Origin of the sequence: Marinobacterium nitratireducens (assembly GCF_014645375.1) — a bacterium.
Lineage (GTDB): Bacteria > Pseudomonadota > Gammaproteobacteria > Pseudomonadales > Balneatricaceae > Marinobacterium_A > Marinobacterium_A nitratireducens.
Genome location: NZ_BMLT01000005.1, coordinates 1 through 12,777, shown reverse-complemented (window position 1 = coordinate 12,777; position 12,777 = coordinate 1). Strand labels below are relative to the sequence as shown.

Annotated in this window: 12 protein-coding genes; 4 read left to right on the top strand and 8 right to left on the bottom strand. The window is 55.6% G+C overall.

The genetic code is table 11. From position 1 onward, the window contains the following. Nucleotides 1-106 precede the first annotated feature (106 nt). The 5 genes from IEX85_RS10505 to IEX85_RS10485 form a co-directional block, all read right to left on the bottom strand. On the bottom strand, nt 107-793 hold the full coding sequence (locus IEX85_RS10505; RefSeq protein WP_188860551.1) for a F0F1 ATP synthase subunit A: 687 nt from the start codon (nt 791-793) through the stop codon (nt 107-109). Between the two features lie 3 nt (nt 794-796). Next, nucleotides 797-1,072 carry an AtpZ/AtpI family protein gene (locus tag IEX85_RS10500; protein ID WP_188860550.1) on the bottom strand — a complete coding sequence of 92 codons (276 nt, stop codon included), beginning with the start codon at nt 1,070-1,072 and terminating at the stop codon, nt 797-799. Then, complete coding sequence (locus IEX85_RS10495) at nt 1,072-1,494, bottom strand: F0F1 ATP synthase subunit delta/epsilon (RefSeq protein ID WP_188860549.1); 423 nt, start codon at nt 1,492-1,494, stop codon at nt 1,072-1,074. Before IEX85_RS10495 ends, IEX85_RS10500 begins: the two co-directional genes overlap by 1 nt. Next, nucleotides 1,491-2,882 (bottom strand): F0F1 ATP synthase subunit beta, encoded by a 1,392-nt coding sequence (gene atpD, locus IEX85_RS10490; RefSeq protein WP_188860902.1) that lies wholly within the window; start codon nt 2,880-2,882, stop codon nt 1,491-1,493. The genes IEX85_RS10495 and atpD overlap by 4 nt, the downstream gene beginning before the upstream one ends. Nucleotides 2,883-2,983: 101 nt before the next feature. Beyond that, nucleotides 2,984-4,405: an NCS1 family nucleobase:cation symporter-1 gene (locus tag IEX85_RS10485; RefSeq protein ID WP_229721875.1), complete on the bottom strand. Its 1,422-nt coding sequence runs from the start codon at nt 4,403-4,405 to the stop codon at nt 2,984-2,986. Nucleotides 4,406-5,221: 816 nt separating this feature from the next. Here IEX85_RS10485 and IEX85_RS10480 point away from each other — a divergent pair. The 3 genes from IEX85_RS10480 (at nt 5,222) to IEX85_RS10470 (ending at nt 9,167) form a co-directional block, all read left to right on the top strand. Continuing rightward, entirely contained in the window at nt 5,222-7,090 is a 1,869-nt protein-coding gene (locus tag IEX85_RS10480) for a lipase family protein (protein WP_188860547.1), read from the top strand. 890 nt (nt 7,091-7,980) lie between these two features. Further along, nucleotides 7,981-8,352 carry a carboxymuconolactone decarboxylase family protein gene (locus IEX85_RS10475; RefSeq protein WP_229721874.1) on the top strand — a complete coding sequence of 124 codons (372 nt, stop codon included), beginning with the start codon at nt 7,981-7,983 and terminating at the stop codon, nt 8,350-8,352. Nucleotides 8,353-8,741: 389 nt separating this feature from the next. After that, nucleotides 8,742-9,167 carry a hypothetical protein gene (locus IEX85_RS10470; RefSeq protein ID WP_229721873.1) on the top strand — a complete coding sequence of 142 codons (426 nt, stop codon included), beginning with the start codon at nt 8,742-8,744 and terminating at the stop codon, nt 9,165-9,167. A 68-nt stretch (nt 9,168-9,235) separates the two neighbouring features. Here the strand turns inward: IEX85_RS10470 and IEX85_RS10465 are convergent, their stop codons facing one another. Continuing rightward, complete coding sequence (locus tag IEX85_RS10465) at nt 9,236-9,592, bottom strand: ABC transporter permease (RefSeq protein WP_229721872.1); 357 nt, start codon at nt 9,590-9,592, stop codon at nt 9,236-9,238. Nucleotides 9,593-10,182: 590 nt separating this feature from the next. Here IEX85_RS10465 and IEX85_RS10460 point away from each other — a divergent pair. After that, nucleotides 10,183-10,899 (top strand): P-loop NTPase family protein, encoded by a 717-nt coding sequence (locus tag IEX85_RS10460; protein ID WP_188860546.1) that lies wholly within the window; start codon nt 10,183-10,185, stop codon nt 10,897-10,899. 203 nt (nt 10,900-11,102) lie between these two features. Here IEX85_RS10460 and IEX85_RS10455 read toward each other — a convergent pair whose 3' ends face one another. After that, nucleotides 11,103-11,882, bottom strand: coding sequence for an SDR family oxidoreductase (locus tag IEX85_RS10455; protein WP_188860545.1), 780 nt, complete (start codon nt 11,880-11,882; stop codon nt 11,103-11,105). Nucleotides 11,883-11,991: 109 nt separating this feature from the next. Beyond that, complete coding sequence (locus tag IEX85_RS10450) at nt 11,992-12,279, bottom strand: DUF1330 domain-containing protein (protein ID WP_188860544.1); 288 nt, start codon at nt 12,277-12,279, stop codon at nt 11,992-11,994. Nucleotides 12,280-12,777 lie beyond the last annotated feature (498 nt).

Below are 12,777 nucleotides of genomic sequence, written 5' to 3'. Positions count from 1 at the left end.
ACAACTCGATGGGTTGCGCCGCATCGAATTCGGGAAGCTCCGATACGGAACGTGCCACTGCGGCTCCACCCATCCTACTGCTCTCTGCATGCTTGCGTTTTCGAGGTTATTCATGGCGGCTTCCAATTGACTGTTGCGACTGCAGTGCGCTGGCGACGTAAATCAGCGCCAGCATGCCGAAAATATAGGCCTGCACCAGCGCCTCGATAATGTGCAGCATCAGAATCGGGATCGGCGCCAGGAAGCCGGCAACCAGCAGAATCAGCAGCGCTGCAGTCTCCAGGCTCATGATGTTGCCGAACAGTCGCACCGCCAGGGCGATGGTGCGAGTGATTTCGCTGAGAATATGGAACGGCAGCATCACCGGAGTCGGCGCCAGGTAGTGACGAAGGTAGGCTTTGATACCCTGGCTTCGGATGCCGTAAATATGCACCGACAGGAACACCAGTATGGCCAGCGCCGAGGTCGCCGAGAGATCGCGCGTGGGCGAGTGCATGCCCGGAATCAGCCCCACCAGGTTGGCGACCACGAGAAAAATCCACAGGGTGGCGATCAGCGGCAGCAACTGCCGCACATGATCCGGCGCCACCGCCCGTATCGCATCCTCGATCGCCGTCACTATGCCTTCGGCCAGCAGCTGCAAGGGGCCCGGATCCGGTTTGAGGCGTCGGGACAGCACCAGGGCCGAGAACCCCAGGACGACCGTGATGGCGACCGATGTGACCAGCGACCCGCTGATAGCGACCGGGCCGATGCTGAAAAGGGTACTGGGGAACATGTCGAGACCGGCCATGGCCTACTCCTTTATCAGCGCGTAGACGTTGAAGGCGCCGACCATGACCCCGAGCAAGATCAGGCTCAGGGTCCAGCGTGTCGAATAGCCATCCGCGAGACTGTCGAGCCAGTGCCCGATGTAGGCGCCGGCGACGACCGGCAGTACCATCACCAGCCCCAGAGTGCCGAGGTAGATGGTCTGCGCCAGCAGCGTCGAGCGTTCGCGCTCGGCCTGCTTCAGGCGCCTCGCCTGGCGTTCGAGGCGCTGCTGCAGACGCCGGTTGCGGTTGGGTTCCATCAGCCGCCCCCGTACAGGCGCGAGGCCTGGTCCTGGCCAAGTTCCGTGAGCCGGCGTATGACCTCGTTTTCCATCCGCTGCAGGCTCTGCTTCATCGACTGCAGCTTGTCTTCCTCCGACAGCAACTGACGCTGAAGCTGCTCCGATATGCGTTCGTAATCCTGATCCAGCAGGTAGCGGCGGGTATAGATATGCAGTTCGTTGTCAGCGAAGTGGAGCAGGCCGCCGGGCAGCGCCAGATACTGCCAGGGCGCATCGCCACGGCGAAACCATGCCAGGCCGAACAGCAGCGGGGTAATCAGCCGTGCACGCCCGGCCAGAACGCCGAAGCTGCCGGAGGCATCCTCGCCGACGAAACTGGTCACACCATCCACGCGCGCCTGCCTGTCGCTGGCGCACAGGTGCAGCGTAAATCCGCTCATACCCGGACCCCCTGCATGCTGCCGCGCATGTAGCAGTGGTCTTCCGGGGTCTCGTCGTAGTCACCGCGCAGGAACGCCTCGCAGTCGGTCAGCGTGGTCGAGAGCGGCACCGAGACGCCGGCAATGCCGGTATGGGAGGCGGTAGCGCGGAACGGCTGGGTGAGGTACTTCTGCAGCTTGCGGGCCCGCATCACGATCTGCCGGTCCTGCTGCGACAGTTCCTCGACACCGAGCATGGCGATGACGTCCTCGAGTTCCTGGTAGCGGGCCAGGTGTTCGCGCACGCCTTCGGCGACGCTGTAGTGCCGGTCTCCCAGGGTATGCCGATCCATCATGCGGCTGCCGGACTGCAGCGGCTCCACCGCCGGATAGATGCCCTTGCCGGCCTGGGCGCGGGACAGCACGACCTTGGAGTCCAGATGGCTGAGAATGGCGCTGACCGCGGGGTCCGTCATGTCGTCCGCCGGCACGTAGACCGCCTGTACCGAGGTGATGGCGCCTTCGCGCGTCGACAGGATCCTGTCCTGCAGCTCGGCGACCTCGCTGATCAGCGTCGGCTGGTAGCCGACCGTTGCCGGCATGCGCCCGAGCAGGCTGGAGATCTCGCTGCCGGCCTGAACGAAACGGAAGATGTTGTCCATGACGAACAGCACCTCCTTGTGCAGACTGTCACGCAGATACTCGGCATAGCTGAGCGCGGCGAGCCCGATACGGAATCGCACCCCGGGCGACTCGTCCATCTGGCCATACATCAGCAGCGTCTGGGGCAGCACGCCGGCTTCGCTTATCTCGTGCCAGAGTTCGTGCGCCTCGCGAATGCGCTCACCGACCCCGGCAAACACCGACACGCCGCTGTGCAGCGACGCCACCGCCTGCATGAACTCCATCACCAGCACCGTCTTGCCGACCCCGGCGCCGCCGAACAGTCCGGTCTTGCCGCCGCGGATAAAGGGGCAGAGCAGGTCGATCACCTTGATGCCGGTCTCGAGAATGGCGCCGGTGCCGACCGCATCCCAGAGCGGTACCGGATCGCCGTGGATATTGCGGAATTCGTCGGTCTCGAGTGGCTCGCCGCCGTCCAGCGGCTCGCCGAAGATGTTCAGCAGGCGGCCCAGACAGTCCGGCGTGACCGGCACGTGCAGCGGCGCGCCGGTATCGTGCACCTGCATGCCGCGGTACAGGCCGCCGGTGCCATGCAGCGTAATGGCACGGATATGACGCTGATCCAGATGCTGGTGGACCTCGAACAGACAGGAATCGTGGTCGAAATACCCGCGCAGCGCCTGGTGCAGCGGCGGCAGGCGGTCGCAGCGAATGACCACGACCGGGCCGTGCACTTCGGTGATGGTGCCGATAAGAGTCGATTGCTCGGTTGCGGTGTTGTGCATGGACGACTGCCGGTTGCGCGATACCTGAACCAGCATAGAACATGGATCGAAACGGCCGATTGATGCAGCGCAAAAAAACTGTCGCCGTTGCTCTGATTCTTTTACAGCGGATGCGATTTATTGCATCGGACGTAGTAGATCACCCCACCCAGGATAGCGCCGATGATCCAGGCATAACCGGTGAGCTGCCCCAGAAACGGGACCCAGACCGTGGCGACCGAAAACGCCCCTGCAATGGCGAAAGCGAGTAGCGCATTGTCGTTCCAACCGTTGCCAAAGTGATAGGTACCACCTTTCAGGTCATAGAGGTCGTCGCGCTTGAGCACCTGCTTCCGCAGGATGTAATAATCGACGATCATGATGCCGTAGAGCGGAGCCAGCGTTGCGCCGAGCGTGTTGACGAATCCGCTGATGCCGAACTGGCTGATGAAGCTCGTCCACAATCCGCCGATCAGAAGCGCGAACAACGACGTGATCATGCCGGCCTTGCGGAAGCTGATCCTGTGCGGCGCCAGGTTGGCGATACCGTTGACTGCCGGAACGAAGTTCGCGACCAGATTGATCCCCACCGTCGCGGCAAAGAACGTAATGGCGGCGATCACGCCGAGGATCACGCTATCGGTGCGGCCGACGATCTCGGTCGGATTGATGATCTTCTCGCCATAGACAACAGCGGCGCCGGCTGTCGTGAGCAACGCCAGCGCCGAAAACAGAATCATGTTGAAGGGCAGTCCGGCAAGGTTCCCCCTGATCATGGCATTCTTGTCCCGGGCGTAGCGCGAGAAGTCGCTGAAATTGATCATCACAGCAGCGAAGTAGGCCACCATGGTGCCTACGATCGCGATAAAGCCCCTGAACTCCGAGCTCCAGGTTCCGTCGGGATTGGCAAAAATCGTTTGCGCCTGGGACAGCAGCTGACCTTCCGACTTGTTCCACAGTACGATCACCAGACCGATCATCACTGCGTACACGAACGGGCCCGCGATATTCAGAAAAGTCTCAACCCAGTCCATGCCGCGCCAGAAGATGAAAATATGGAACGCCCAGACGATGACGAAGGATAGCCAGTCGATGCTGTCGAGGCCGAGCATTTCCGCCCCTTCTGCGACGCCGCTCACAGAGCGTATCAATAGCGCCAGCGCCGTCGAGGCGAAGTACACCTGAACGCCGTACCAGAAGACCGCGACCGTCGCGCGCAGAACCGCAGGTAGCCTGGCCCCGGCCGTGCCCATGCTGGCCCGGGCGAGAACCGGGTAGGGAATGCCGTAGCGCTCCCCGGCAGCGCCGGAAAGATTGACCAGTACCATGACCATCAGGCCGGCGCTGATGAGCGCGGCAAACGCCGTCCAGCCGCTTACTCCGTAGGAGATGAAAAGCGACGCCACCAGCGAATAGCCGAACAGCGACTGGATATCGTTGGCCCAGATGTTGAAGATGGCGAACCATCCCCAGGATTTTTCCTCCCTGGTGACCGGACGCAACGGGTCTTCGGTACCATGCGCTGTTTCGCCATTCGTCGACATCGTCATATCCCTTTTCGATTGCAAATCTGAGTCCTGGTGTTGCCCAAAGGCCCGTCCGGATTTCTGATCTTGCTGATATCTTTCAATATTAGAACCCCAACACCCAGGATGCGCAGTGATCGCGAGATTGTGGAGCCTGGGTATACGTCATCCGACGACCGATGTCGCCCGGTGGGAGGCGACACGCCGTAACCCGTAGCGCCCGGGACAGGTGATAGAAGGGGATAAATCAGAAAAATATTAAGAAACCTTATAAAGTTCGGAAAAAACAGTAATTGGAAAGATTCAAATTAGATGGCTGAAAACGACCCAAAGCGGACCTAAATTTAAGTAATGTCAGAATATTCGAAAAATACAGCAAGGCAGAATTTCAATAATTAAAGGTAAGAAGAGCGCAAGCAAACCAAAGCAGGCGTCTGCCCATATCTAGTCTTGCCGTGAATAACTCACCACCAAAAACTCTTTATATACAGTGCGTTATAAAATTCCATCGCCCGCTTCTGCAAATCTTTACAAAAAAGTGCTCATTTAATACTGGCAAGATGAACTATAGTGCGCCAATATCATTCAGGCACTATGGGTTAATTGCTATCGATGTTGCACAAAGGCTCGCAGAAAAGCCAGCATGGCGTTTTCAACGGAGGATAAATGGCTGTGGCACTTCGATTATCCTTTCTGTTCAGTAACTTAGCCTTTTTACAGTATGTTGAGCTGAGCGGAAGCAAGCATGTGTAGCTTTAAAATACTAGAAGCAAAAAAGTTTGAGGAGTTATTTCTGTCGTCCTTGTGGTGATTATGAAATTTTTGGAGGTTGGTATGTCTGACCAAGAATCTTACGAAGTTCGGGGTATATGGGGTGATCTCTTCATGGCGCGTTGCGCTATTGCCGCATACGAGGATGAAGTAGAGAAGATCAAAGAATTTCTGGACGTAAGGTCTGGGCCTCTAGGGTCTTGGAAGACCATAGATATAAAAGCTGTGAATGAGGAGAACCAGTTTTGCTTTATTGCATGGTCAAATCAATCAGGCACGCTTGAGATCGTTGTCGCGTTTAGGGGGACTGACGATTTTAGCTACGATTGGTATAAGAATAATCTTCAGCTATCCAAGGTTAAGCCTAAATGGGGTGGTGGCAATGCCTTGAAGGGCAAAGTACATGATGGCTTTTCATCCGCTTGGCTGGCGCTCGAAATACCAGTAAAGAGTGTTATCAATTCTATTATCAAAGAGAACCCAAACTATGAGTATGTGCTGTTCTTTACCGGGCATAGCCTGGGAGGCGCGCTTTCCCAGCTTGCGGTAACTGATAGCTTCGTCGGTGTGAAAGGGAAGTATGTAACAACTTTTTCATCACCCTTAGTTGGGGATGAGGAGTGGCAGTCTAACTATGCGCATCAAGGGATTACAGGTGGAGTATATGAAGCACGGGACGAAATACTTGGAATAGTTTCGTTGGATCGAATTTTTGCACTTAATAGTGTTCTAAAGAGATTATTTGACTATGAGTTCTCACCATTATCCTACACTATCAACAAATTTCATGGTGCAATATCTTTACATCATGCAATGGCGACATACGTCGATTATTTTACCAACTTGCTTTTATGCTCGGTGGAGATACCTGTATCGCCAGATAACACAGTTCCTGCTCCCCCTCCGCCACCGCCAATTATGGTCACTGACAATCCAAAGGAGGACTTGAGGCGCTCTAGGCGCATCGTTCCACTTTTGCCATCTAGTGATGGTATAGGCATCGTCTTGCGCCCGGAGGATGCTCTTGAGAATTTGCGTTTTACAGCTTTCTTCGCTGAGGTATCCACTTCTGCAACAATATACATAGAAGGTATATGGGCTGGTCGCGAGAATCCGGAATGCTTGGCTCAGTTCTCAATCTCTGCGGGGGTCCAATCAATCAATGAAAGCTGGAAAAAGGAGGATTTACCTGCTTCGATAAAGGTTGGTCTTTTGAGGTATGTTCGAATCCGTGCGGATTTCGAGGTCGGGGCGGGAAGTATCACGCTAGGAAGTCTTCTCCTATATGTAAATGGCGTTCCAGTAACAATATTGAATGAAGCTGCTTCTGAATTTGGGTTGACTGTATTTCAGCCTGAAATTGGGCTGGTCTTGAATTTACCGCAATACCAAATAGCAGATCTAACAACAAATTCTGAAGGATTAGATAAGGTGCAGGTCTTCCGTGACATAGGTACTTATCGCGATGGTCGTGATCAACCTACAAGTTATTACGCGCAGGTAAATATTGTGCGGTATCCTGCAGATGACGATGTATATGGGGCAATGGTTTTCGGGGAAGCGGAATCAACTGGGGTCGGCGAGCGAGAGAAGGCGGCGTACTCATGGAGCTACACCGACGGGGATTACTGGAGTAAAAGGGGGAATTGGAAGATTGAAGGTCGCGTCTATGCTAATGGGTTTGGCGACAAACCCACCGGTCGACTTTATGGAGTGAAAGTGCCGTCACGAGAGGCCTTCTTTTCCAGAAAGGTGATAGTCGGAATCAAGTTCGAAATAAGAAATACCGACAGTAGTAAAGTATTGAGCGAGAATAATTATGGTGTGGTCGATGCTAATGGCTTGACAAAGACCGTCGTTGCAGGTTTCTACAACCAGTCGAAGTCTCAATATCAGAGTTTTATCATTTATTCACTAGAGAGCCCATATTAAGGAGGTGTTCTGGTTCGGGAGACCTTCTAGAGCGTCCGTAAAAAATAGGGGATACCAGTGGACACCCGTAAACGCGAATTCCACATCACAAGCGTTAGATGTGATACATGTATCGCCATCACACCTATTATTAAGGCCAGCGATACTTTTTATATAGAGGTTTATCATAAATACTAAAATTCACCATGAGGCTGAAGAAGCTACCAATAACATTAATCAGCCTAGAGTCAAGGAAATAATTAAGGAACTCTCTCAGTGTGGACTAGGCGTTTCCGTTCCGCACGCCCATGATGAAAATGGAAATTTTATTCCTTTAGATAAAGGAATGGTTTCCTTATAAGATAATTCAAAAGTTACTTTTCACTCATCCAAAGATGTATCTGATGGGAATTATTTAACCGTTGAATGGAGATGGAATAGTGAATCTGGCGCTCCAGAACCTATATGAAAGTGTGAAAAATACGGTTAGTGCGATTGACAGAAGGTGCTACATCTAACAAGCAAAGGCAGCGGATGCTTCGCACCGCTGCTTTGAGCACTAATGTCCGCTTGGTGCCGAAAGCGGCCAAGATCTGCGGCCCTTCCCCACCAATATTGGCAATTGCCTCACATTTGTACGAGACTCAAATTGGTAGAAAAGCATATGCAACTTTTATTTGCTATAACTTTTTATCCGGTTAAGTTTTAAAAGTTATAGCTTATATAAGCTGTAAATGTTTAAGGTTGTATTTTATCCTTACAGATCAGGAGCTTAAATATAAATTAGATAGTTCAAAAAGGCGCTCCGTTGGCATGTCTGACGAACAGATGCGGTCTTTTATCAATGCTTTTGAAGAAGTCCTGAACCCGTCGACATGATCCAACTCAGATGCACAAAGAGGACAAAAAACATGAGCGACACAATCCCACACACCACAGTCTATCCGGACAGGCTGCGGAACTTCGAGAAGACTTCTCGCGACCTATCTTCCGCTCAGCCTGCTGTAATGAAGGCTTTTTGGGGGCTTCACACAACGGCTGTGGCTGATGGTGCTCTCGACACGAAAACGAAGGAGCTGATTGCCCTGGCAATCAGTGTTGTTACACGCTGCGACGACTGCATTGCGCACCATACTTATGATGCGCTTGAAGCTGGCGCTACCCAGGAAGAATTTGCGGATGCATTGGGTGTCGCCATCCTTATGGGTGGGGGGACCAGCGTGGTCTACGCAACGCATGCTATTGAAGCGCTTGAGCAGTTTTCTGCACTTGCCAGCGAGTAACAGAGTTTCGGGGGGCAGTATACCTATTTCCCAGCTTGCCAATGTCCGCTGCATTGTGCCGTTATCCGACACGAGTTAGAACGGTGTCGTTCGCTTCGCTCTACTGTAAACCGCTCCTGCGTTTACAGTATTTCCACGGGGTGACCTGCCACCGTCCATGGCGGTCCGTGTACCACTACGTTAAGTGGGGTATTTTTAGCGGTCTGCAGGTCTCACTGATTATCGCAATCAGTGATGCCCGGGCGACGGTGCGCTTCGCTCGCTCAGTGGCACCCTACGACTTCACCTGTTTCAGGTGGTGAATTTCGGAGACAGCATGTCTACTTTGATAAACCTGTTACTGCAGCGGTGCGGCAAACAGATAGCTCGGGATAGCAGGGGGATTCGAGATGCAGCATCAGGCATCGGCTGAAGACGAGGCTTTCAGGCGTGCATTCGAGGCCTTCGCGGTGCTGCCCGATGACTTCAGCCACGAAGCCCACCTGCGCCTTGCCTACGTTTATCTGTGCCGGGATGACCGGGATCTGGCAGCCTGGCGGATGAAAAGTGCTTTGCTCGCCTTCCTCGATCACCTCGGGGGCGGGCGGGCGAAATACAATGAAACGATGACCGGCGCCTGGATCGATGCAGTCGCCCACTTCATGGACAGGACGCCGGCCTGCGCCTGCTTTGCGGACTTTATCGCGAAGAATCCGGTGTTGCGGGATTCGAATATCCTGCTGACGCACTATTCGGCAGAGCGGCTGTTTTCCGACAGGGCGCGGGCGGAATATCTGGAGCCGGATATCCAGCCCATACCTGGACGCAAACAGTGACCGTAGCAGGGAGGAAGCCGTGCCGCTCCTCCTGCCCGTAGCTCGGCTGCCGGGCCGCCGGCGGTAAACTATCGGCCCGGGCGACCACGGCTGTACTTTGCCGTTTCCTCCGCGACATCGCCCTCGGCGATAGCTCCGCCTTCACAGCGCTCCAGCGCCGCCAGGGCGCTGGCCTCGGTAACATGCTGGGCGTTGATTTCCGGTTTAACGCCGCGTCGGATCATGCTCATGATAAAGACGGGGAGTGTGGTCGCGTCGACGCCGCTGATGAAATAGGTAATCACCAGATCGTCCATCGAGATGATAAAGCTCAACAGCGCGCCGCCAACGACACCGGGCAGGATAAGCGGCAGGGTGACGCGTCGGAAGGTCTGCCATCCGTTCGCCCCAAGGTCCGATGACGCCGACTCTATCAGTGGATTCATGCCGGCCAGGCGCGCTGACCGCCAGGAAAACGCAGCAAGGACTGGCTGGAGCTGGCCCAGTACCTGAATCTGTTTTGAGCGCCTTCCCGTAACCGGTTCCGACCTTCGAGCGGACGGGGCGCTTCGTTGTTGTGCCGAAGTGGGTGTTATCGGCGCGTGGGTGCGCGTTTTTGGCGCAGGGCGTTTTTGAATGGCGGCGGGTTGTGCTGGCGCGAAGCAGGGAAAATCCGCGACCGGGTGTGGTTTTTCGTTTTTGGCATGGGGTTTGCCTTTCCAGTGGAGCGATTGGTCGTGCATGTTGTCAGCCGGAGCTGACAGGCGCTGATCCCGCGTCGGCTGCGAGCCGTGACCGGTCAATCAACCCGTTGGCAATGGCGTCTGTGGCGGCCGGTTTTCGGTGGTCACAGACGTTTTTTTTTGTTCCCGGATGGGGCTGGAGTAAGCTGTTCTTTGCATGGTGTTGCTGAATTGTCACATGTTCTGCATACCCTGCCGGGCAGTACTTGAGGTCTGCCTCGGGGAGCTCCTGCCTTGCGGTGCTCAACCCTCAGATAATCAAAACGATTTTCATGCTTACGGAATCCTGATTGATGAACGTTATTCATTTTGTTGGCGGTGAAAAAGGCGGTGTCGGTAAATCCGTCGTATCCAGACTGCTTTCCCAGTACTTCCTCGATCAATCACTGCCCTATGTCGGGCTCGATGCCGATCAGTCTCACACGACGCTGACGCGCTACTACCAGGATTTTACCCGCCCGATAAACCTGGATTCTTTTGAAAGCACCGATGCGATCATGGAGCTGGCGCTCGAAGGCGATCAGCAGGTACTGGTCGATCTGCCGGCGCAAAGCGAGCGTTTTCTCGACCGCTGGATAGACGAAAACGACGTTCTGGGGCTCTGCGACGAGATGCAGGTTGCTGTCGTCTACTGGTATGTCGTCGATGACGGGCGCGATTCCGCTCAGCTGCTGGAGGCGTTTCTGAAGAAATACGACGGTACTCTGAACACCGTGGTGGTCAAGAACCTGGGACGGGGCAGTGATTTTTCCGAGGTCGATGCCATTGCGGCTACTGGCGAGGAGCGCGACGGGAGCAAGCGGCGGCAGGTGACATTGCCGGCCCTGCATGCGGAGACGATGCGCAAGATCGACAAGCTGAATTTCAGTTTCTGGGCGGCTGCGAACAACAGCCAGAGCAACATGCCCCATCTGGGCATCATGGAGCGTCAGCGGGCCAGGGTCTGGATGAAAAAGGCCTCGTCGATGATCGATAGTGCGCTCACCCAGACCCTGTCGAGCCAATCGTAATTCAGATCCGAACGGCCCTTCGTATGCCGTGCAGGTTGAAGTTTCTGATGGGTTACGCCGCCGTTGAAGGGTATTCCAGACTTCAGCTTTGTGCCCTTGGCGGTTAGACCCATCCTACGGCTCTACGGCTGGGTACAAAAAACGCGGCCCCCTGAATCCGGGGGCCGCGTTTTTTTGTTTCCGAACAGCTGGCGTGCCGGGCGCTAGAAAGTGCCCGGGTAGGCGCCGCCATCCAGCAGCACGTTCTGGCCGGTCATAAAGCCGGCCTGGCTGCTGCAGAGGAAGGCGCACATGGCGCCGAATTCGGCCGGGTCGCCGAAGCGTTTGGCCGGGCTTGCCTGCATCTGCTGTTCGCGAACCTGATCCGCGCTGACGCCCAGCTTCTTCGCGTAGGACTCGACGGTGGACTTCAGGCGATCGGTTTCGAACGAGCCCGGCAGCAGGTTGTTGATGGTGACGTTCTTCGCCACGGTCTCGCGTGCCAGCCCGGCGACGAAACCGGTCAGGCCGCTGCGGGCGCCGTTGGACAGGCCGAGGATCGAGATCGGCGCTTTCACGGCCGAGGAGGTGATGTTGACGATACGGCCAAAGCCGCGCTCGAGCATGCCGTCCACCACTGCCTTGATCAGAAAGATCGGCGTCAGCATGTTGGCGTCCACGGCGGCATACCATGCCTCCTGATCCCAGTTACGGAAATCCCCCGGAGGCGGACCGCCGGCGTTGGTGACCAGGATATCGGGATCGGGGCAGGCGGCCAGTACCTGGTCACGCCCCGCTTCGGTGGTGATATCGGCGGCGACTGCCTGCACCTTGACGCCGGTCTGGGCGCGTATCGCAGCGGCGGCTTCTTCCAGCGCCTCGGCGTTACGGGCGTTGATGACCAGGTCCACGCCTTCTTCGGCAAGCGCCATTGCGCTGGCGAAGCCAAGCCCTTTGGAGGCGCCGCAGACGATGGCCTTGCGGCCGTTCAAATTCAGATTCATAGGAAGTTTATCTTTGTGCTGTTGGATGGGTGGGCATAGCGCCTGAGGGCGCTTGCGGCAAGGGCGCGCTCAACGCGCGCCCGAAACCGGTGCGGGCTCTGAAGAGTCGTCAAATCCCTTCAACGGCAACAACGCGGCCAGAGCTGCACTCGTCCCGAATCGACTTCAGCCCCTGGTATACGTCGCTGTAGTAAAACTGGTCAGCCGCCTCCATCGACGGGAATTCGAACAGCACGATCCGCCGCGGTTCCCAGTCACCCTCGATTACTTTGTGCTCCCCGCCTCGAGCGAGGTACTTGCCGCCGGCCGCTTCCAGTACCGGTTTTACCTGGATCATAAAGTCCTGGTAGCGCTTGGGGTCATAGATTTCGACATCGAAGATAACGTAAGCAGCCATCTGGTTTTCCTTTTAGTTGTGGCGAAACTCTGCCCGACAACGCTTCGCATCGGCAGATCGAACGGCGTGCGGCGCTGACTGACAATCCTCACAGTACGAAATTCGGGGCGGCCGTGTTTGACCCCATATGAATTTGATTTGATAGTTTGCGACACCTTCGGGCGACGGGGGCTGGTGCAGGCCAAGCGTCTGATGACGCGCGGGGGAATAAAAAGGGTGCTTCGCAGATTAGCGTGAATCCAGGGGCCAAAAAGTAGGATGGGTGGAGCCGCATTGGCACACTGTTTAACGCTTTCAGGAGATTGACGCGGCGTAACCCATCAATGAGTTGGCGACATGCATTTCCCGTTGAAGCGCGAAGAACCACAAAAAAGGGGCGGTACCTGCGTACCGCCCCGATGGGAAGCTGATCTAAAGTGTGATCAGGCGTAAAGCATTAACCGAACTGGTTCATAGTGTCTTAAAAATCGGCCGAAATCCGCGTAATTGCTGGATATT